20 protein-coding genes are annotated in these 19,591 nt (G+C 68.6%); 11 read left to right on the forward strand and 9 right to left on the reverse strand.

Annotated features, from left to right (window positions below):
* Nucleotides 1–96 precede the first annotated feature (96 nt).
* Genes IB227_RS05860 through IB227_RS05870 form a run of 3 tightly spaced genes read right to left on the reverse strand, consistent with a single transcriptional unit; the run spans nucleotide 97 to nucleotide 2,317 of the window.
* Nucleotides 97–1,533, reverse strand: coding sequence for an NAD(P)(+) transhydrogenase (Re/Si-specific) subunit beta (locus IB227_RS05860; RefSeq protein WP_192286620.1), 1,437 nt, complete (start codon nucleotides 1,531–1,533; stop codon nucleotides 97–99).
* Complete coding sequence (locus IB227_RS05865) at nucleotides 1,530–2,018, reverse strand: hypothetical protein (RefSeq protein ID WP_192286621.1); 489 nt, start codon at nucleotides 2,016–2,018, stop codon at nucleotides 1,530–1,532. The genes IB227_RS05860 and IB227_RS05865 overlap by 4 nt, the downstream gene beginning before the upstream one ends.
* Complete coding sequence (locus tag IB227_RS05870) at nucleotides 2,015–2,317, reverse strand: NAD(P) transhydrogenase subunit alpha (RefSeq protein ID WP_132864909.1); 303 nt, start codon at nucleotides 2,315–2,317, stop codon at nucleotides 2,015–2,017. The genes IB227_RS05865 and IB227_RS05870 overlap by 4 nt, the downstream gene beginning before the upstream one ends.
* Before the next feature lie 134 nt (nucleotides 2,318–2,451).
* On the opposite strand from IB227_RS05870, the gene IB227_RS05875 reads away from it, so the two are divergent.
* From IB227_RS05875 to IB227_RS05885, 3 genes are read left to right on the forward strand one after another with little or no spacing between them, the layout of a single operon-like run.
* Nucleotides 2,452–3,000, forward strand: coding sequence for an RNA polymerase sigma factor (locus IB227_RS05875; RefSeq protein WP_192287283.1), 549 nt, complete (start codon nucleotides 2,452–2,454; stop codon nucleotides 2,998–3,000).
* On the forward strand, nucleotides 2,997–3,359 hold the full coding sequence (locus IB227_RS05880; RefSeq protein ID WP_192286622.1) for a hypothetical protein: 363 nt from the start codon (nucleotides 2,997–2,999) through the stop codon (nucleotides 3,357–3,359). The genes IB227_RS05875 and IB227_RS05880 overlap by 4 nt, the downstream gene beginning before the upstream one ends.
* 5 nt (nucleotides 3,360–3,364) lie before the next feature.
* On the forward strand, nucleotides 3,365–3,790 hold the full coding sequence (locus tag IB227_RS05885; RefSeq protein ID WP_225591599.1) for a DUF3106 domain-containing protein: 426 nt from the start codon (nucleotides 3,365–3,367) through the stop codon (nucleotides 3,788–3,790).
* 127 nt (nucleotides 3,791–3,917) lie between these two features.
* Here IB227_RS05885 and IB227_RS05890 read toward each other — a convergent pair whose 3' ends face one another.
* Nucleotides 3,918–5,021, reverse strand: coding sequence for an NAD(P) transhydrogenase subunit alpha (locus IB227_RS05890; RefSeq protein WP_192286624.1), 1,104 nt, complete (start codon nucleotides 5,019–5,021; stop codon nucleotides 3,918–3,920).
* Between the two features lie 66 nt (nucleotides 5,022–5,087).
* Nucleotides 5,088–7,418, reverse strand: coding sequence for a DUF1631 domain-containing protein (locus tag IB227_RS05895; protein ID WP_192286625.1), 2,331 nt, complete (start codon nucleotides 7,416–7,418; stop codon nucleotides 5,088–5,090).
* A 304-nt stretch (nucleotides 7,419–7,722) separates the two neighbouring features.
* On the opposite strand from IB227_RS05895, the gene IB227_RS05900 reads away from it, so the two are divergent.
* From IB227_RS05900 to IB227_RS05915, 4 genes are read left to right on the forward strand one after another with little or no spacing between them, the layout of a single operon-like run.
* Complete coding sequence (locus IB227_RS05900; RefSeq protein ID WP_132864915.1) at nucleotides 7,723–8,298, forward strand: nitroreductase; 576 nt, start codon at nucleotides 7,723–7,725, stop codon at nucleotides 8,296–8,298.
* A complete protein-coding gene (locus IB227_RS05905) occupies nucleotides 8,295–9,233 on the forward strand; it encodes a 5'-3' exonuclease H3TH domain-containing protein (RefSeq protein ID WP_313254232.1) in 939 nt (312 codons plus the stop codon). Before IB227_RS05900 ends, IB227_RS05905 begins: the two co-directional genes overlap by 4 nt.
* On the forward strand, nucleotides 9,230–9,781 hold the full coding sequence (locus IB227_RS05910; protein ID WP_192286626.1) for an NUDIX hydrolase: 552 nt from the start codon (nucleotides 9,230–9,232) through the stop codon (nucleotides 9,779–9,781). The genes IB227_RS05905 and IB227_RS05910 overlap by 4 nt, the downstream gene beginning before the upstream one ends.
* Nucleotides 9,774–10,565, forward strand: a complete 792-nt coding sequence (locus IB227_RS05915) for an N-formylglutamate amidohydrolase (RefSeq protein WP_192286627.1) — start codon at nucleotides 9,774–9,776, stop codon at nucleotides 10,563–10,565. The genes IB227_RS05910 and IB227_RS05915 overlap by 8 nt, the downstream gene beginning before the upstream one ends.
* Nucleotides 10,566–10,666: 101 nt before the next feature.
* Here the strand turns inward: IB227_RS05915 and IB227_RS05920 are convergent, their stop codons facing one another.
* A complete protein-coding gene (locus IB227_RS05920; protein WP_192286628.1) occupies nucleotides 10,667–11,386 on the reverse strand; it encodes a hypothetical protein in 720 nt (239 codons plus the stop codon).
* Between the two features lie 100 nt (nucleotides 11,387–11,486).
* Nucleotides 11,487–12,890, reverse strand: a complete 1,404-nt coding sequence (locus IB227_RS05925) for an MFS transporter (protein ID WP_192286629.1) — start codon at nucleotides 12,888–12,890, stop codon at nucleotides 11,487–11,489.
* Between the two features lie 77 nt (nucleotides 12,891–12,967).
* On the opposite strand from IB227_RS05925, the gene IB227_RS05930 reads away from it, so the two are divergent.
* A complete protein-coding gene (locus IB227_RS05930) occupies nucleotides 12,968–13,882 on the forward strand; it encodes a LysR family transcriptional regulator (RefSeq protein WP_192286630.1) in 915 nt (304 codons plus the stop codon).
* A 63-nt stretch (nucleotides 13,883–13,945) separates the two neighbouring features.
* Here IB227_RS05930 and pip read toward each other — a convergent pair whose 3' ends face one another.
* Entirely contained in the window at nucleotides 13,946–14,890 is a 945-nt protein-coding gene (pip, locus tag IB227_RS05935; protein ID WP_192286631.1) for a prolyl aminopeptidase, read from the reverse strand.
* 147 nt (nucleotides 14,891–15,037) lie between these two features.
* Entirely contained in the window at nucleotides 15,038–15,880 is an 843-nt protein-coding gene (prmC, locus tag IB227_RS05940) for a peptide chain release factor N(5)-glutamine methyltransferase (protein ID WP_318639524.1), read from the reverse strand.
* Between the two features lie 293 nt (nucleotides 15,881–16,173).
* Between prmC and ahpC the strand changes: the two genes are divergently transcribed.
* From ahpC to IB227_RS05955, 3 genes are all read left to right on the forward strand, one after another.
* Nucleotides 16,174–16,737, forward strand: coding sequence for an alkyl hydroperoxide reductase subunit C (ahpC, locus tag IB227_RS05945; protein WP_132864922.1), 564 nt, complete (start codon nucleotides 16,174–16,176; stop codon nucleotides 16,735–16,737).
* Between the two features lie 222 nt (nucleotides 16,738–16,959).
* On the forward strand, nucleotides 16,960–18,555 hold the full coding sequence (ahpF, locus tag IB227_RS05950; protein WP_192286633.1) for an alkyl hydroperoxide reductase subunit F: 1,596 nt from the start codon (nucleotides 16,960–16,962) through the stop codon (nucleotides 18,553–18,555).
* A gap of 84 nt (nucleotides 18,556–18,639) precedes the next feature.
* Nucleotides 18,640–19,548, forward strand: a complete 909-nt coding sequence (locus IB227_RS05955) for a LysR substrate-binding domain-containing protein (RefSeq protein WP_132864924.1) — start codon at nucleotides 18,640–18,642, stop codon at nucleotides 19,546–19,548.
* The last annotated feature ends 43 nt before the right edge of the window (nucleotides 19,549–19,591 follow it).

A 19,591-nucleotide genomic window follows, 5' to 3' on the forward strand; every position in this document is an offset into this window, starting at 1 on the left:
CCGACGCAGCGCGCATGCCGGCGATCGTGCTCCGGATGTTGCCGGCCACGCTGCACCGGATCGACCGCCAATGTTCCGGATGATGAAATGGCGGGCTCAGTGCCCGCCGTCGAGCGCCTTCAACTCACTGACCAGCGCGCTTGCCGCTTCGGCACCGTCGCCGTACAGCATGCGTGTGTTGTCGGCGTAGAACAGCGCGTTTTCGATGCCGGCAAAGCCGGTGCCCTTGCCGCGCTTGATGACGATGGTGTTCTTCGAATTGACCACGTCCAGGATCGGCATACCGTAGATCGGGCTGCTGGGATCGGTCTTGGCCACCGGGTTGACCACGTCGTTGGCACCGATCACCAGCGAGACGTCGGTGGTGGCGAACTCGGGGTTGATGTCGTCCATGTCGGCGATCAGGTCGTAGGGCACGCCGGCCTCGGCCAACAGCACGTTCATGTGCCCTGGCATGCGTCCGGCTACCGGGTGGATGGCGAACTTCACCTTGACCCCGCGCTCGATCAGCCGCTGCGCCAGCTCCCAGATCTTGTGCTGGGCCTGCGCCACCGCCATGCCGTAGCCGGGCACGATCACCACGCGCTCTGCGAAGGCCATCATCGCCGCCACGTCGGCCGCTTCGATCGGCTTCTGGCTGCCGCTGATCTCCGCGCCCTGGCCGCCGCCACCAAAGTTGGAGAACAGCACGCCACTGATCGGCCGGTTCATCGCCTTGGCCATCAACCGGGTCAGCAGGATGCCGGCCGCGCCGACCATCATGCCGGCGATGATCAATGCCTCGTTGCCGAGCACGTAGCCCTCGAAAGCCACCGCCAGGCCGGTGAAGGCGTTGTACAGCGAGATCACCACCGGCATGTCGGCACCGCCGATCGGCAAGGTCATCAGCACGCCCAGCGCCAGCGCCACCACGAAGAAGCTGATGATCGCCACCGGCTGCAGGCTCACCGCCGCCCACGCGCCCAGCCCCACCATCGCCACCGCCATCAACAGGTTGAACGCCTGCTGGCCGGGGAAGGTGACGCGCTTGTCCAGCCGGCCGTCCAGCTTGGCCCAGGCAATGATCGAGCCCGACAGCGATACCGCGCCGATCGCCGAGCCGATCACCGCCAGCGCCAGCACCGTCGCCGACGGCTGTCGTGCGGCAAGCGCGGCGATGGCCTCGGCACTCCAGTGGCTGGTATCGCGACCGGCAACATCGGAAAAACGCAGCAGTTCAACCGCGCCGATGGCCGCCGCCGAGCCGCCGCCCATGCCGTTGTACAGCGCCACCATCTGCGGCATGTCGGTGATGGCCACCTTCTTGGCCGACACCCAGGCCAGGCCGGTGCCCAGCAACAGCGCTACCGCGATCAGGCCCAGGTTGTGCAGCCCCGGCAGCAGGAAGGTGGCGGCGGTGGCGATCAACATGCCCGCTCCGGCCCAGTGGATGCCGCTGCGCGCGGTCCTGGGCGAGGCCATGCGCTGCAGGCCGAGCAGGAACAGCGTCGCAGCCACCAGGTAACTCACCTTCACCAGCACCGTCATGCTCATGCAGCCTTCTCCAGAACCGTTGTGTCTTGAGCGGCAACCTGCCGGTCACGGCGATGGTGTTCCCGCATCTCGATGGCCGTCTTCAGCAGGCCGATCATGCCCAGCCCGAACGCCACCAGCCCCAGCGACAACTGCGACAGCGCCGTCGACGCGGCCAACGCGGTACCCGCCAACCCGAGAAGGATCGGCAGCAACGCCTGCACGGTCAGCAGCCACAGCATCCAGTGGCCCTTGCGCGGGTCTTCCCAGACCTTGCGCGAGACTTCGTTCTGGGTACGGGTCGGATCCTGCAACGAGGACATGCCGATGCCCACGCCGGCGTACAACAGCGCGTTGTTCAGCGCCTCCAGCAGCCCGCCCAGGCCCTTGAAGAACGGCGATGCGACGTAGTACAGCGCAACCAGCATGGCCGGGTACTGCAGGTAGCTCAGCCACTGGAACACCTGCCGGGCGTCGAACCGGCGGGACGGCGATGACCCGGTCACCGGCCCTTCCCGTCCGGCTTCTTGGAACTCTTGAACATTTCCAGCATGCGCTCGGTGACCACGTAGCCACCGGCGGCGTTGCCCGCGCCCAGGGCCACGGCGATGAAGCCGATGGCCTTCTCCAGCGTGGTATCGGCGTGGCCGAGCACCACCATGGCACCGATCAGCACGATGCCGTGGATGAAGTTTGAACCGGACATCAACGGCGTGTGCAGGATCACCGGCACCCGCGAAATGATCACGTGGCCGGCGATCGCCGCCAGCATGAAGATGTACAACGCCACGAACCCGTCGCTCATTGCTGCTCTCTCCAGGGCTGGAACCGCCCGCACGGCATCATAACCACGGCGACCGAGCGGATGCGACGGTTGCGCTGTCAACCAATGCCCGGCCCGTGCGTTTACACCGTCAGACCCCGCCGGAACGCTACCCTGTGCTGGTGACCAGCCCGCCCCTGACGTCCACTGCCACGCCTGCCTCGCTGGAAGCCTTCCTCGCCGGCGTGGGGCCGCGCGCCTTCCGCTTCGCCGAGGCCGGGCTGCGCCAGCGCGAGGATGCGCTGGACGCCGTGCAGGACGCGATGGAGCGCATGCTCGGCTACGCTGACCAACCGCCGGAAGAATGGACGCCGCTGTTCTGGAGCATCCTGCGCCGGCGCATCATCGACCTGCAGCGGCGCCGCAGCTTCCGCCTGAAGTTCTGGGCCCCGCAGGACGACCAGGACCAGGACAGCGCGATCGACTGGGCCGACGAAGCCGCCGGCCCGGCCCGGCAGCATGAGCAGCAGCAGGACTATGCGCGGCTGGTGCGGGCCCTGCGGCAACTGCCGGCGCGGCAACGTGAGGCCTTCAGCCTGCGGGTCCTGCAGGAACTGGACGTTGCCACCACCGCCAGGGCGATGAGCTGTTCGGAAGGCTCGGTAAAAACCCACCTGTCGCGCGCGCGCGACGCATTGCAGAAACAACTGGAGGCCTCGCGGTGAACCGCCTGCCCACATCGCCGGATGATTTCGACCGCTCCCTGCGGCAACTGCAGCAGCAGGCCGAGGGCGCGCTGTCGCCCGCCACGCTCGCCCGGCTGCGCCAGGCACGGCAGCAGGCCGGGACGGCCAGCGCGCCCTGGCGTCGCCGTGGCCTGTGGCTGGCCACCGCCTGTTCGGCGGTGCTGGCCGTGACCTTCGCGCTACGCTTCAACGGCACCGATGCACCGGTGGCCGCACCGGCCACAGCCACGGCAGCGGCCACGGTCGACAGCGACGATGCGATCGATGCGCCCCTGCCGTTCGATGAGAGCCCCGAGCTGTACCTGTGGCTGGGCTCGGACAACCTGGCGATGGAATGACCCTGATGAACGCCCTGATCCCCCGCGTGTTGCCCCTGCTGCTGGTCCTGGCCGCGATCCCGGCGCTGGCCCAGCAATCCCCGCCATTGCCCGAATGGGACCAGCTGACGCCGGCCCAGCGCGAAACCCTGATCACGCCGATGCGTGACCGCTGGAACGCCTCGCCGGACCGCCGCCAGCGCATCTATGACCATGCCCGCAGCTGGCAGCAGATGACCCCGGAACAGCGTGAGCAGGCGCGCCGTGGCATGCACCGCTTCGAACACATGTCACCGCAGCAGCGCCGCGAGGCACAGGCGCTGTTCGCCAGGATGCGCGGCCTGGACAGGACCCAGCGCCAGCAGCTGCACGACCAGTGGGTGAAGATGACGCCCGAGCAACGCCGGCAATGGGTGGAAGCCAATCCGCCACCGGCCCGTCCGCAGCGGTAGAAGCGTCAAAGGCCCGCCCTCATCCGCCCCTTCGGGGCACCTTCTCCCGCTTGCGGGAGAAGGTGCCCCGAAGGGGCGGATGAGGGGGCTTTGGATTTCCGCCTCCCCCCACCCCGCGAGACCCACCTCACACCGGCGGGATCTCGCCGCCCGCCGGACGCTGCGGCCACACCGTCCTGATCAGCAGTTCGTCGCTCCAGTCCAGGCGCAGCGCGCCCTCCTTCAGGAACAGCGACACGAAGTTGTAGACGTTGCGCGCATACATCTCGCTGGCATGGATGGCCCCCATGCTGGCCAGGTCCAGCGGACCGGCCACGGTGACGCCCCCCACCTCGACGGTCTCACCCGGACGGGTGGCCTCGCAGTTGCCACCGGTCTCGGCGGCAAGATCGACGATCACGCTGCCCGGCCGCATGCCGGACACCATCGCCGCGGTGATGATCTTCGGCGCCGGGCGCCCGGGTACCGCGGCGGTACAGATCACCACATCCACACCCTTCAGGTGCTCGGCCAGCCGCCGCTGCTGCTCGGCACGCTCGTCCTCGGTCAGCTGGCGCGCATAACCGCCCTCGCCCGCCGCACTGACACCCAGGTCCAGGAACTTGCCGCCCAGCGATTCGATCTGCTCGCGGGTTTCCGGGCGCACGTCGAAGCCCTCCACCGCCGCGCCCAGCCGCTTGGCGGTCGCCACCGCCTGCAGGCCGGCCACGCCGGCACCGACCACCAGCACCTTGGACGGGCGGATCGTGCCGGCGGCGGTGGTCAGCATCGGGAAGAAGCGCGGGGTCAGCTGCGCGGCGATCAGCGTGGCCTTGTAGCCGGCCATGCCGGCCTGCGAGCTGAGCACGTCCATGGCCTGCGCGCGGGTGGTGCGCGGCAGGCGCTCCAGCGGGAAGCACTGTACCTGCTGGGCCTGCAACGCCGCCGTGCGTGCCGGCTCGGCCTGTGGATGCAGCATGCCGACCAGCACCACGCCGGCCTTGAAACGCTCGATCATCGCCACCGGCGGTGGCTGCACACACAGCACCAGGTCGGCGGTCTCCACGGCTTCGTCCAGTGTCGCCCCCGCTTCCAGATAGGCCTGGTCGGTGAAGCCGGCGGCCACACCGGCACCAGGCTGCACCTGCACGCTGGCGCCGGTGGCCAGCAGCTTCCTGACCGTCTCCGGCGTGGCGGCGACACGCCGCTCGCCCTGGGCGGTTTCCTTCAGAACACGTACATCAACGGCCATTCCAGTCCCCGATGCGCAGTGGATCAACTGCCCGGATCGTAGCAAAGCCCCGAACGTGCGCGGCGATCAGCCGACCGCGGCCGGCTGCGGCTCCAGGCGGTCGATCACGCCCTGCATGGCGCTGTCGAAGGCGCCATCGTCCACGTGCGGACGCAGGCGGCCCAGCCGCACCATCACCGCCAGTTCTTCCGGCGAGGCCACGCAGAAGCGGATGCCGCGGCGGTTGACGAACAGCAGGCGCGAGGAAATCGGGCTCACCCAGGACAACTTGCCGGCCTGCAGCTTGCCGTCCTTGTCGATGAAGTCCAGCCAGGTGCCGATCTCCATCCGACGGAAGCGCTCGGCATCACTGTCGTCGAAGTCCTCGGCCTTGGCCGTGCTGCCGAAGTCGATGGCCGGGGCTTCCTGCGCCGGCGGGGTCGGCAGCGCCACCTGCGGCAGTTCGGGCAGTGCGCGCTCCAGCTCCGGCCGCACTTCGGCGATCGACTGCAGGGTGTCGTGCAGGGCATCGATGGCCGCCGTCCCCGCATCGCCATGGACACCGACGCTGGCGAACACCTTGCGCAGCCCCGGCTGGCAGGACTGCAGCCACGGCTTGCCGACGATATGGCGGCGCGCCTCGGCCACTTCCTCCAGCACCTCGTCGGCCAGCTTCAGGGCCTCGGTGACGCCCTCGCCCTCTTCGCCTTCGCGCAGCAGGGTCAGGGTCAGGTGGTGGTTCCATGGCTGGCGCAGGAAATCGTCGATGGCCTTGGGCAGGCCCTGGTCGGCGACCCGACGTTCCAGCTCGAGGGCGGCGCGGCTGCGCGCGACCTCCAGTTTCTCCTGGCCACGCTGCGTTTCGGCGGCGCGGCGCTCGGCGATCTCGATGCGGCGGCGGTGCTGGGCCAGGAATTCACGGAACTCCTCCTCCAGCGTCAGGAAGATGGCCAGGTTCTCGTTGAACTCGGCCGTCAGCCTCTCGATGATTTCCTCGACCTTGCCCATCAGCGCGCGCTCGGACTGGCTCTCGCCCGCGTTGCCCTCGCAGGCCTCGGCCAGCGAGTTGAGCAGGCGCCGCGCCGGGTGGGTCTTCTGCACGAACATGCGGCGGTCGAGCATGGCGACCTTGACGAACGGCACCACCAGCCGGCCGATCAGCTCGCGCGAACGGCCTTCCAGGTCACGTTCGTCGAGCATCACGTCGAACAGCATGCCAACCAGGTCGATGGCATCCTCGTCCTGCGGATCCAGGTGCGCCTGCGCCGGGTCCACGCCCAGCCGGGTCGCGCCGGCCAGCACTTCACTCTTGAGCCGCTGCGCCAGTGATTCGCCGTCTTCGCCGACGGCCGCGCGCAGGGTGGCACTGGGCGTGGCCTGCAGCAGCGACAGCACCGACATCATCTCGCGCTGGTTCAAGGCGCGCTGCAGGCCTGGCTCACCGCCGTGGCCGGCGGCAGCGCCGCCGATGCCACTGGCGGCTGCGCCGCGCGCCTGCCGCGACTGCACCAGCAGCTCATGCAACGCCTCGAGCACCATGCCCTGTTGGGTGGCGCCATCGACCTCGAATCCGCCACCGCCCTGCGCGTATCCCTCGCCCGGGGCTTCGCCCATGCGGCCGAGGTTGGCGCGCTGCTGCGCGAAGCGCTCGGAGAAGCGTCGTGCCCAGCCCGGCGCCCCGCCCTGCGGGTCGAAGCCATCCTCGTCCGGGGCATCAGCGTCCGGTACCGCCGCCGGCCGCCGCGGCGGCTGGCGGCGCGGCGCACCCAGTTCAGGGGCTGCGCCGGCCTGGGCCAGGCGCTCGTCCAGTGCCTCGTACAACTTGCCGATACTGCCGGCCAACTCCCGTTCGCACAGCTTGAACAGCACCAGGCGCACTTCCGGGGTCAGGTCACACGGGGCGAAGGCCTCGTGCAGGGCGACGCCGATATGTTCGGGACTGATCGGATTGGTGTCGGCATTGAGTTCCTGACCGCCGGCAACCCAGCCCAGGCGATGGTCCAGCCGCGCCAGCACCTGCTTGTACTCGCGCAGTAGCACGGTGGCCAGGTTGCGCACCGCCAGCCGCGACTCCAGGACGTGTTCGGGCACCAGCGCCAGCCCACCCTCGCCGGCACCGGCCATGACGCTTTCCGCCGACTGCGGCGCACCCGATTCCAGCGCGGCCCAGGCCTGCTGCAGGTGGCTGGAGAAAAGACGGGAAACCTCGTCGCGGCGGCGGCGCAGCTCGCGCATGCCGTCGAGGAAGGCCATCTGCGAGGCGCCGGCACTTCCGGCCCGATCGAACAACGCATCGTCGAACCCGGCCAGGACCTTGTCGAACAGCTTGGACAGCGCCGGCAATGCCGCTTCACGCGCCACGGCCAGAAGGTTCTGGTTACGACCGGGCTGGCCCGGGACTTGCGGGTTGGACATCATGCGCAAAGGCTCCACACCCGTGAAGGCGCTGGACTTTTGATAGACGGGTTAGGACAAGCGGACGCGGCCCCTGTTTCCGCCCGTGGATGGTAGGGCGAGTAGCTGAACAGGGTCAGTGATGCAGTAAGCACTTCAAACCTCATGACCGGCATCCCGGTACGGCCGTCTATGCTAAGCGGGCCGCGGAATATTGGCGAATTTCACCGCCCTTCCAAGGCGATGATGGCAATCACAGTTTGCGCTACCCAAGGTGTCATCGTCCCGCCGTCTATAATCCCCGACCGTGTTTTGCCCCCGGTGAGTCATGTCCGACAACTGTTTCCTGCACGCCTTGAACCAGCGCGTTTCGGTTCCGTCCAAGCAACTGGGCGAACCCGCCCCGGACCCGGCCACCCTGCTGCGCATGCTTGAAGCCGCCGTGCGCGTACCCGACCACGGCAAGCTGGTCCCGTTCAGATTCCTGCAGATCCGCGGCGATGCCCGTCACGCTTTGGGCGCGTTCCTCGCCCGGCGCAGCCGTGAGCGCGACCCGCACGCCGCCGAAGCGGTGATCGAGAAGGACCGCCTGCGCTTCTCGCATGCGCCGCTGATCGTGACCGTCATCGCCCGCCTGCAACCCGACCACAAGGTGCCGGTGCAGGAACAACTGCTGACCGCCGGTTGCGTCTGCTTCGCGCTGCTGCAGGCCGCGCAGGGGTTCGGCTTCGGCGCGCAGTGGCTGACCGCCTGGATGGCCTATGACGCCGCAGTCGCCGACCACCTTGGCCTGGGCCAGGACGAGCACATCGTCGGCTTCATCCATGTCGGCACGCCGAAGCTGCAGGTGCCCGACCGTGACCGCCCGGACCCGGCCGCGCTGCTGCAGGACTACCGGCCGTGAGCACCGCCCCGGCCAGCGCGCCGCTGTACCTGGTCGACGCCAGCCTGTACGTGTTCCGCGCCTGGCATTCGATGCCGGACGAGTTCCAGGACAGCCAGGGCTGGCCGGTCAATGCCGTGCACGGCTTTGCCCGCTTCCTGCTGGACCTGCTCGAACGCGAACGCCCGCGGCATATCGCCGTGGCCTTCGACGAGGCACTGGACAGCTGCTTCCGCCACCGCATCTACCCGGCCTACAAGGCCAACCGCGACCCCGCCCCGGATGAACTGCGCCGCCAGTTCGCGCACTGCAAGGCGTTGTGCGCGGCGCTGGGCCTGGACGTGCTGGCCGACCGCGAGTACGAGGCCGACGACCTGATCGGCACCGCGCTGCACGCCGGCCGCGGGCATGGCCTGCGCGGGGTGATCGTCTCAGCCGACAAGGATCTCTCGCAGTTGCTGCTCGAGCACGACGAGCAATGGGACTACGCGCGCAACCAGCGCTGGGGCGCGGCCGGGGTGAAGGCGCGCCACGGCGTGCACGCGCACCAGATCGCCGACTACCTGGCGCTGTGCGGCGATGCGGTGGACAACATCCCCGGCGTGTCCGGCATCGGCACCAAGTCGGCGGCGGTGCTGCTGTCGCACTTCGGCAGCCTCGACGCCCTGCTCGAACGCATCGACGAAGTGCCGTTCCTGCGCCTGCGCGGTGCGGCGACCATGGCCGTGCGCTTGCGCGAGCAGCGCGAACTGGCCCTGCTGTTCCGCCAGCTGACCACCATCGCGGTGGACGCACCGCTGGCCACCGCGCGCCCCGGCTTCACCCGCGGCAACGCCGACGCGGACATGCTGGGCGGGCTGTGCGATGCACTGCGCTTCGGCCCGATGACCCGGCGCCGGTTGCTGTCGGCCGCGGGCATCGAAACGTCCTCTCCTTCCGCCAACGAGTTCGCATGAACCAGAACACCGCAGCCCCCCGCGTCGTCTACGAAGGCAAGTACCAGCGCATGGTCGTGCGCGGCACCTGGGAGTACAGCGAGCGCACCCACGCTGGTGGCCTGGCCGCGATCATCATCGCAGTCACCCCGCAGGACGAGGTGCTGTTCGTCGAACAGTTCCGCGTGCCGCTGCAGGCACGCACCATCGAGATGCCGGCGGGCCTGGTCGGCGACATCACCGCCGGCGAGTCCATCGAGGAGTCGGCGGTGCGCGAACTGGAAGAGGAAACCGGCTGGACCGCCGACCATGCCGAAGTGCTGATGATCGGCCCGACCTCGTCCGGCGCCAGCAGCGAGAAGATCGCCTTCGTGCGCGCCTCCGGCCTGCGCAGGGTCGGCGACGGCGGTGGCGACGACAGCGAGGACATCACCGTGCACAGCATCCCGCGTGCGCGTGCCGCGGCATGGCTGGTGGAGAAGATGGGCGAAGGCTACGAGCTGGACGCCAAGCTCTGGGCCGGCCTGTGGATGATCGAGCACCACCTCGACGGGAGGCCGCGTGGCTGATTCCGGAGAGCAGGCATTGCAGCCGCTGCTTGATGCCGGCGACCCGGCGATCTTCACCGTGCACCACCCGCACGGGCGCTCGCCGTTCGTGCTGCTGGCCGATCATGCCGGCCAGCAGGTGCCCGCGGCCTTGCACGACCTCGGCCTGCCGCAGACGGAGCTGGACCGGCATATCGGCTGGGACATCGGCATCGCCGGTACCACCCGCGCACTGGCCAAGCGGCTGGATGCCTGGGCGATCGATCAGACCTATTCGCGCCTGCTGATCGACTGCAACCGCCCGCTCGCCTCGCCGACGCTGATCCCCGAGGTCAGCGACGGCACGCTGATCCCCGGCAACGCCGGGCTGAGCGCCGCGCAGCGCCAGCAACGCATCGACGCCATCCATGCGCCCTACCACGCGCGCATCAGCGCCGAGCTGGACCGCCGCCGTGAGGCCGGCATCCCCACCGTGCTGGTGATGATGCACAGCTTCACCCCGGCGATGAACGGTTTCCAGCGCCCGTGGCACGCGGGTGTGCTTTACCACCAGGACACCCGCTTCGCACATGCACTGCTGCAGGCGTTGCGCGCCGAAGGCGACCTGGTGGTTGGCGACAACGAGCCGTATTCGGTCAACCGCAACAGCGACTACGCCGTGCCGGTGCATGGCGAAGGCCGCGGACTGGTGCACGTGGAGCTGGAGATCCGCCAGGACCTGATCGCCGATGCCGCCGGCCAACAGGCCTGGGCCGAACGGCTGGAACGCATCTTCCGCGCGTTGCAGCCCAGCCTGACCAGGTAGGAGCGCGTTCAAGGGCGAAGCAGGTGCGTCGTCAGATGTGGGGCTGACCGCGACCGGATGACCTGCCGGCTTCGCGGCCGAGGCCGCTGCTACGGGTGCGTTCAACGCGTGTAGTGGCGGGTGACCTCGAAACGCGCGCCCGGACGCGGCACCGGGCCTTCGGCCAGTATGTCCACGCGCAACACGCCAGCAGCCTCATCGCGGTAGCGATAGTTGACGCGGATGCCGTTGGAGGTGGTGACCTCCACGCGCAGCCCATCCGGCACATCATGCAGGCGGGCTTCCACGCCCGGGGCAATGCTCACCGCCGCACCCGACAAGGGCAGCATCACCACGTCAGTGGTGTCCTTGCGCCCGAACAGCACCGATTCACGGCTGTGGTACAGCACCAGCGTGTCTTCCAGCGGCGCGGCGAATTCCATCTCCGGGCGCAACATCGATGCCGGCGTCGCATGGCCCGCACCGGCAGCACCCGGACCGCTCGGACCATGGCCGCCTCGACCACCGCGGCCACCGCCCATCCCGCCGCCATCGGGGCCACCGCCCATGCCACCGGGTGGACCTCCACCCCCGCGGCCGCCAGGACCACGCGGACCCGCTTCCGCATCCGGCCCCGCATCACCTGTACCGGTTGGACGATCCGCGCCGCGCGCCGGCGAAGCCTGCCCCGCGGCCTTTTCCGCGGCCTTCTGTGCCTGGTGGTTGCCCGAGGCATCGGCCTTCCATTCCACCGGCGGATCACCGGCCACCTGCTGCGCTGCCGCCGGTGCGATCACCAGCACGCAGGCAAGCACCCATCCACCCTTTGCATGCAACACCACGATGCAGATCCTGTCCGGGAACACCGGCGACCATGCTGCACGGCGACCGACGGCGTGATGTGTCAAGGCCGACACATCACGCCAGCGACCGCTGCACCGTTCAGCCGGCCGATGGTGTCCCGTCGCAGGCCGGTTGGGGTCGCCGCGCCAGCATCACCAGCACCACGCCAAGCAGCGCGAATGCAGCTGCGCCGAACTCGGCGCGCACCAGGCCGGCCAGGGCCGGTGCCGTCCCCGCCTCGCCGCCCGCGGCGTTGGCCAGCATCACCAGCACCGCCAGTCCCAGCGCACCGCCAATCTGCTGGGCGGTGGCGGCCATGCCCGAGGCCACGCCCTGCTGTGCCGCCGGCACGCCCTGCCCGGCCACGATCCACATCGCCGTCCAGGTCATGCCCTGGCCGATGCTCAGCAGCACCACGCCCGGCAGCAACGGCCAGAAACCCGCTCCCTGCGGCAGCAATGCCGCAACCAGCGCGATACCCGCCGCGCCCAGTCCCAACCCCCATACCAACACCTGCTCCACCCGCAGCCGCTGCAGCGCGCGCTCGGCGATCCGGATGCCGAAGGTGCACACCGCGGTGGCCGGCAGGAATGCCAACCCGGCCTGCAACGGGCTCCAGCCATAGCCATCCTGGAAGTACAGCGCCAGGAAGTAGTACTGCACGCCATAGCTGCTCATGAACAGGAAGGTCAGCCCCATCGCCAGGCGCAGGCCGGGCAGGCGCAGCAGGCTGAACTGCATCAGCGGGTCACGGCTGCGTCGCTCGATCCACACGAAGACCGCCAGCAACACCGCCGCCAATGCCAGGTAAAGCACGGTGCGCGGTGCCAGCCAGCCCCATTCCGGCCCCTGCACCAGGGTGGCCACCAACAGACTGCCGCCGACGGTGACGGTCAGGCACCCGGCCAGGTCGAACGAACGCCCGCGCGGCATTTCGCCGTCACGTGGCAGCCAGGCCCCGCCCAGCACCGCGCAGGCCGTGGCGAACGGCACGATCACCCACAGCACCGAGGACCAGCCGAACACCTGGGTCAGCACGCCGCCCAGCAGGGTGCCCAGCGCCAGCCCGAGCGCGCTGGCCATGCTCCAGATCGCCAGCGCACGGTTGCGCACCGGGCCTTCGGCATACAGCGTGTTGATCAACGCCAGCGTGGCCGGGAACAGCAATGCCGCGCCCACGCCCTGCGCCGCCCGCGCGGCGACCAGCATACCGACGCTGCCGGCGAACCCGCCCAACAGCGAGGCCAGCGCGAACACGATCATGCCCAGCCGGTAGATGCGGCGCCGCCCCAGCAGATCGGCCGCGCGCCCACCCAGCAGCAGGCAGCCACCAAAGGCCACGGTGTAGCCGCTGACGATCCATTGCAGTTGTTGGGCGTTGACCTGCAACGCCCGGCCCATGTCGTGCAGGGCGACGAAGATGATGGTGGCGTCCAGCGCGATGATCAGCTGGGCCATCGCCAGCAGGCTCAGCGCCAGCCGGGGGTATCGAAGAGGGGGCATGACGGCCTCGCTCAAAAGGGGCTGGCAGTGTCATTGATGCGCATTAATTCATAAACCACCTCATGTCGATTTCTGCGATGATTTTTCGCATGAATGACATTCCCTTCGATCTCAACGCGGTGCGGATGCTGGTGCAGGTGGCCGAGGCCCGCAGCTTCACCGTGGCCGCCGGGCAACTGGGGCTGAGCCAGTCCGGGCTGTCACGGGCGATCAGCCGCCTGGAGGCCGGGCTGGGGGTCAAGCTGCTGCAGCGGAACACCCGCAACGTCGGCCTGACCCCGGACGGCCGCCAGTTCATCGACCAGGTCACGCCGCTGCTGTGCGGGCTGGAAGATGCGCGCCGCCAGCTCGGCGACCGCCCATGCACGCCCTCGGGCACGCTCAAGATCACCGCCCCGTCGATGTTCGGGCGCAAGGTGCTGGTGCCCCTGGCCGGGCAGCTGATGGCCAGGTACCCGCAGCTGCAGATCGAGGCGGTGCTGAATGACCGCCTGGTCGACCTGTTCGAGGAAGGTTTCGACGCGGCCCTGCGCACCGGCCCGGTCGCCGACCAGCGCATGATCGCGCGACGGCTGCGGCCGCTGCGCTGGGTGACGGTGGCCAGCCCGGCCTACCTGGCCCAGCACGGTGCGCCGGACAGCGTGCAGGCGTTGCGCGAACACCGCTGCCTGGCGGTGCGCAACCTGCGCAGCGGGCGGCTGGTGGACTGGCAGTTCCGTGATGCGGACGGCCAGCTGCGCGAGTTCACGCCGCCGGCGCGGATGGTGTTCGACAGCGGCGACCCGCTGGTGGAAGCCGCGCTGGCCGGCATCGGCATCGTGCAGGTGATGGACTTCGCGGTGGCCGATGCACTCGCCGATGGTCGCCTGCAGCGCGTGTTGCAGGCCGCCGAAGGGCGCAGCCGCGAGCTGTCGTTGATCTACCCGCCCTCGCGGCAATGCTCACCCAAGCTGCAGGTGTTGGCCGATGCACTGCTGGCCGGGGAATGGTGAGGCCGGCGGCGGAAACAGAACGGGCGGCCTGCGCCGCCCGTCCGTGCAACATGATCGAGAAACTCAGCCAGCAAAGGCGTCGGTGGCGCGCACCAGCGCATCCACGTTCTCGGCCTCGAACGCCGAGTGGCCCGAGGCCGGCGTGATCTGCAGCTGCGCCTTCGGCCACACCTTGTGCAGGTCCCAGGCATTGGCCAGCGGGCACACCACGTCGTAGCGGCCATGCACGATCACGCCCGGGATATGGGCGATCTTGTGCGCGTCGCGCAGCAGCTGGTCTTCCACCTCGAAGAAGCCGCCGTTGACGAAGTAGTGGTTCTCGATGCGCGCGAACGCCAGCGCGAACTGCGGGTCCTCGTGGCTGTTGATGAAGTCATCGTCCACGTGCAGGAAGCTGGTGGCGCCTTCCCACACGCTCCACGCCCTGGCCGCACCCAGACGGGTGGCCTCGTCATCGCTGGTCAGGCGGCGATGGAAGGCCGAGATCAGGTCGGCGCGTTCCACTTCCGGGATCGGCTTGAGGTAGTGCTCCCAGGCGTCCGGGAACAGGCGGTTGGCGCCTTCCTGGTAGAACCATTCCAGTTCCCAGCGGCGCAGCATGAAGATGCCGCGCAGCACCAGCTCGGTCACGCGCTGCGGATGGGTTTGCGCATAGGCCAGCGCCAGCGTCGAGCCCCAGCTGCCGCCGAACACCTGCCAGCGGTCGATGCCCAGCTGCGCGCGCAGCTTCTCGATGTCGGCCACCAGGTCCCAGGTGGTGTTGTCCACCAGGTCGGCATGCGGCGTGGAGCGGCCCGAACCGCGTTGGTCGAACAGGATGATCCGGTACTTGGACGGGTCGTGGAACTGGCGCATCTTCGGCGTGCAGCCGCCGCCGGGGCCACCGTGCAGCATCACCACCGGCTTGCCGTCCGGGTTGCCGCATTGTTCGAAGTACAGGGTGTGGCGGTCATCGACCTTGAGCGTGCCGGTTTCGTACGGCTCGATGGCGGGGTAAAGCGTGCGCATGGCGACCTCACGGGAACAGAAGCGGCAGTTTAGCGCAGCGCTGTTTTGTTCTTGTCGGCGCATGCCGGTGGAGCGCAGCCCTGCCGCGCCGGGCGTTGCCGGGAAGGTCGCTTGCCGAGCGTGGCTCGGCACTGCCGCTGCGGGGGACTATGCGGGCAGGCGGCCCAGCGTTACCCGGTCGCGCTGTTCCAGGTCCTGCACGGTCTGCGCGTCGACGAAGCCGGCCTGCTCCAGCAGCGCGCGGATCGCTTCCCCCTGGTCCCAACCGTGTTCCAGCAGCAACCAGCCTCCGGGCACCAGGTGCTCGGGCGCGCCGGCCACGATCTCGCGGATCGCATCCAGCCCGTCGGCACCCGATGCCAGGGCCGGTGGCGGCTCGAAGCGCAGGTCGCCCTGCGTCAGGTGCGGGTCACCGGCAGCGATGTACGGCGGGTTGCTGACGATCATGTCGAAACGGTCCGCCCCCAGCGCCACGAACCAATGCCCACGGCGGAACCAGACGTTCTCCAGGCCATGTGCCTGCGCGTTCTTCACGGCCACCGCCAAAGCCGGGCCAAGCACGTCGGTGGCCATCACCGTGGCCAACGGCCGCTCGCTGGCGATGGACAGGGCCACCGCACCGCTGCCGGTGCCCATGTCGGCCACCCGCACCATGTCGTCGTCGGGCAACCGGGCCAGCGCCTGCTCGACCAGCAGCTCGGTTTCCGGGCGCGGGATCAGGGTGGCGGTGTTGACCTGCAGGTCCAGCGTCCAGAACCCGCGCCGGCCGACCAGGTAGGCCAGCGGGTGGCCTTCGGCCCGGCGTGTGACCAGCAGCTCGAAGCGCTGCCGCGCGTCCGGGTCCACCGCGTCGGTGGCATGGGCGAACAGCCAGGCACGTTCCACGCCCAGCACGTGCAGCAGCAACTGCTCGGCCTCGTGGCGGGCATCGGCACCGGACAGGCGCCCGGCAGCTTCCCGCAACAGCTCGGCAACGTTCACCGTGGACACTTCACTACCTCTTCGCGGGATGTTTTCAGGACGGCGAGGATAGTCACCGCGCTCCGGCCTGCCTACCTCGGTCGGCATAACCGTTGCCTATGTGAATCGATTCATGTTCGTCCGGCCCCGGCTTGCGAACCGGGCAAAAGCCCCGATATCCGGACGTATCGGCGTTTCACGCCGCTGAACGATAGTCAAAATCTATTGATACGATGCATCCAATTCATTTGTTTTATTAGTTTTTGCCTATTAGTCTTCTTTCCAACGCTTCACCCCCGCCCCTTCAACCAAGAGGAAGTTCCATGTCCCTGATCAACACCCAGGTCCAGCCGTTCAAGGCCAACGCTTACCACAACGGCAAGTTCATCGAAGTCACCGAGGCCTCGCTGAAGGGCAAGTGGTCCGTCCTGATCTTCATGCCGGCAGCGTTCACCTTCAACTGCCCGACCGAGATCGAAGACGCCGCCGAGCACTACGCCGAGTTCCAGAAGGCCGGCGCCGAGGTCTACATCGTCACCACCGACACCCACTTCTCGCACAAGGTGTGGCACGAAACCTCGCCGGCCGTCGGCAAGGCCCAGTTCCCGCTGGTCGGCGACCCGACCCACCAGCTGACCAACGCCTTCGGCGTGCACATTCCGGAAGAAGGCCTGGCCCTGCGTGGCACCTTCGTGATCAACCCGGAAGGCGTGATCAAGACCCTGGAGATCCACTCCAACGAGATCGCCCGTGACGTGTCCGAGACCCTGCGCAAGCTGAAGGCTGCCCAGTTCACCGCCGCCAACCCGAACCAGGTCTGCCCGGCCAAGTGGAAGGAAGGCGAGAAGACCCTGACCCCGTCGCTGGACCTGGTCGGCAAGATCTAAGCCACAACACGCCGGCGGGGATGCGCCAGGCCTCTGGCCCATCTCCCCGGCACTCCCACCCCGCCTTCGCGGCGGGCGTGGGGGTGAACCGCAGCGTGTTGATGCCAGCCAGCATCACGCAAGCAAGCCCGACAGCCCGCTGCGGTTCACCCCTACTTTTCCGGCGCGTTGCCCAGGCAACCGCGTCCTCCCCCCGTTTTGCCTCGTTCAAGGAGTTGCGCCGTGCTTGACGACACCCTCAAGACCCAGTTGCAGCAGTACATGGGCCTGCTGCGCCAACCGTTGCGCCTGATCGCCTCGCTCGATGACAGCGCCGCCGCCCAGGAAATGCGTGGCCTGCTGGACGACATCGTCGCCGCCGGCAACGGCAAGATCACGCTGGACGCCTCCGGCACCGACGCCCGTCGTCCCTCGTTCGTGGTTGCCCGCGAAGGCCAGGACCATGGCGTGCGTTTCGCCGGCCTGCCGCTGGGCCACGAATTCGAATCGCTGGTGCTGACCCTGCTGTGGACCGGTGGCCATCCGCCCAAGGTCGCCGAGGAGGTGCTGGACAGCATCAAGGCGATCCATGGCACGTTCGACTTCGACGTCTATATGTCGCTGACCTGCCACAACTGCCCGGACGTGGTGCAGGCGCTGGCGCTGATGGCCATCGTCAACCCGAACATCCGCACCACCGTGATCGAAGGCGGTGCCTTCCAGCAGGAAGTGGAGCAGCGCCAGGTGATGGCCGTGCCGATGGTGTTCCAGGGCGGCCAGATGTTCGACTCCGGACGCATGAGCCTGGAGCAGATCATCGCCAAGCTCGACACCGGCGCGGCCGCCCGCGATGCCGAGAAGATCAAGGCCAAGGACGCGTTCGACGTGCTGGTGGTCGGTGGTGGCCCGGCCGGCTCGGCCGCGGCGATCTACGCCGCCCGCAAGGGCATCCGCACCGGCGTGGCCGCCGAGCGTTTCGGTGGCCAGGTGCTGGACACCATGGCCATCGAGAACTTCATCTCGGTGCAGCACACCGAGGGCCCGAAGCTGGCCAGCGCGCTGGAAGCCCACGTGCGTGAGTACGAGGTGGACATCATGAACCTGCAGCGCGCCACCGAACTGGTGCCGGCCGGTGCCGATGGCCTGGTCGAAGTGAAGCTGGAGAACGGTGCCTCGCTGAAGTCCAGGGCGGTGATCCTGTCCACCGGCGCACGCTGGCGGCAGATGAACGTCCCGGGCGAGGACGCGTACCGCAACAAGGGCGTGGCCTACTGCCCGCACTGCGACGGCCCGCTGTTCAAGGGCAAGCGCGTGGCGGTGATTGGCGGCGGCAACTCCGGCGTCGAGGCGGCCATCGACCTGGCCGGCATCGTCAGCCACGTCACCGTGTTCGAGTTCGACAGCAAGCTGCGCGCCGACCAGGTGCTGCAGGCCAAGCTCAACAGCCTGCCCAACGTGAAGGTGGTGCTCAACGCACAGACCACCGAGGTGCTGGGCGACGGCCAGAAGGTCAACGGGCTGGTCTACACCGACCGCGTCGGTGGCGATTCGCACCACGTCGAGCTGGAAGGCATCTTCGTGCAGATCGGCCTGCTGCCGAACACCGAGTGGCTGCGTGGCACGGTGGAACTGAGCAACCGCGGCGAGATCGTCATCGACGACCGCGGCCAGACCAACGTGCCGGGCGTGTTCGCTGCCGGTGACTGCACCACGGTGCCGTACAAGCAGATCATCATCGCCATGGGCGCCGGCTCGACCGCCGCGCTGAGCGCGTTCGACCACCTGATCCGTACCCCGGCCCCGGCGGTTGCCAAGGCCGAAGTGGCTGAAACCGCCTGATTTTCAGGCGTCTGCCCGAACAGGAGCGAGGGGAACACTGCCCTTCGCTCCTGTTGCCGTTGCGTCCATTGACCGGAGTCCGCCATGAACCTGCGTGACCTGAAGTACCTGGTGGCACTGGCCGAGCACAAGCACTTCGGCCGCGCGGCGGCGGCGTGTTTCGTCAGCCAGCCGACGCTGTCCACCCAGATCAAGAAGCTGGAAGAGGAGCTGGGCGTGCCGCTGGTCGAGCGTGCGCCGCGCAAGGTGATGCTGACCCCGGCCGGGCGCGAGGCCGCGATGCGCGCGCGCGGCATCGTCGCCGAGGTCGAGCAGATGAAGGAAGCCGCGCGCCGCAGCCGCGACCCGGAAGCCGGCACGGTACGGCTGGGCATCTTCCCCACGCTCGGCCCCTACCTGCTGCCGCACGTGGTGCCGGCGATCCGCCAGCGCTTCCCGCAGCTGGAGATGCTGCTGGTCGAGGAAAAGAGCGACGTGCTGATGGCACAGCTGCGCAATGGCCAGCTCGACGCCGCGCTGCTGGCGCTGCCGGTCAACGATGAGCAGCTGCACACCGAGTTCCTGTTCGAGGAACCGTTCGTGCTGGCCGCGCCGGAAGGCCACCCGCTGGCCGCACACGACACGCTGCGGCTGGACGACCTGTCCGACCAGCGCCTGCTGCTGCTGCAGGACGGCCATTGCCTGCGCGACCAGGCGCTGGATGTCTGCCACCTGGCCGGCGCGCTGGAGAAGTCCGAGTTCCAGGCCACCAGCCTGGAAACCCTGCGGCAGATGGTGGCCGCCAACGTCGGCGTCACGCTGTTGCCGATGCTCGCGGTCAAGCCACCGGTGGCGCGCTCGGAGAACATCCAGCTGGTGCCCTTCCAGGGCGACCCCCAGCCCAACCGGCGCATCGCCATGGTCTGGCGGCGCAGCTCGGCGATGGGCGCCTTCCTGGAGCAGTTCGCGCAGTTGTTCAAGCAGCTGCCGGCGGGGTTGTTGCGGTTGCACTGAGGGTTGGGGCTTTACCCCTCGCCCTCCTCCCCTGCGCGATGCG

Source organism: Stenotrophomonas sp. STM01 (assembly GCF_014852135.1).
GTDB lineage: Bacteria > Pseudomonadota > Gammaproteobacteria > Xanthomonadales > Xanthomonadaceae > Stenotrophomonas > Stenotrophomonas capsici.

What these genes read in the sequence shown, in the direction of transcription:
- IB227_RS05860 (WP_192286620.1), bottom strand. Translation starts at nt 1,533, where the DNA reads ATGAGCATGACGGTGCTGGTGAAGGTGAGTTACCTGGTGGCTGCGACG.
- IB227_RS05870 (WP_132864909.1), bottom strand. Translation starts at nt 2,317, where the DNA reads ATGAGCGACGGGTTCGTGGCGTTGTACATCTTCATGCTGGCGGCGATC.
- IB227_RS05885 (WP_225591599.1), top strand. Translation starts at nt 3,365, where the DNA reads ATGAACGCCCTGATCCCCCGCGTGTTGCCCCTGCTGCTGGTCCTGGCC.
- IB227_RS05890 (WP_192286624.1), bottom strand. Translation starts at nt 5,021, where the DNA reads ATGGCCGTTGATGTACGTGTTCTGAAGGAAACCGCCCAGGGCGAGCGG.
- IB227_RS05895 (WP_192286625.1), bottom strand. Translation starts at nt 7,418, where the DNA reads ATGATGTCCAACCCGCAAGTCCCGGGCCAGCCCGGTCGTAACCAGAAC.
- IB227_RS05900 (WP_132864915.1), top strand. Translation starts at nt 7,723, where the DNA reads ATGTCCGACAACTGTTTCCTGCACGCCTTGAACCAGCGCGTTTCGGTT.
- IB227_RS05910 (WP_192286626.1), top strand. Translation starts at nt 9,230, where the DNA reads ATGAACCAGAACACCGCAGCCCCCCGCGTCGTCTACGAAGGCAAGTAC.
- IB227_RS05925 (WP_192286629.1), bottom strand. Translation starts at nt 12,890, where the DNA reads ATGCCCCCTCTTCGATACCCCCGGCTGGCGCTGAGCCTGCTGGCGATG.
- IB227_RS05930 (WP_192286630.1), top strand. Translation starts at nt 12,968, where the DNA reads ATGATTTTTCGCATGAATGACATTCCCTTCGATCTCAACGCGGTGCGG.
- pip (WP_192286631.1), bottom strand. Translation starts at nt 14,890, where the DNA reads ATGCGCACGCTTTACCCCGCCATCGAGCCGTACGAAACCGGCACGCTC.
- ahpC (WP_132864922.1), top strand. Translation starts at nt 16,174, where the DNA reads ATGTCCCTGATCAACACCCAGGTCCAGCCGTTCAAGGCCAACGCTTAC.
- IB227_RS05955 (WP_132864924.1), top strand. Translation starts at nt 18,640, where the DNA reads ATGAACCTGCGTGACCTGAAGTACCTGGTGGCACTGGCCGAGCACAAG.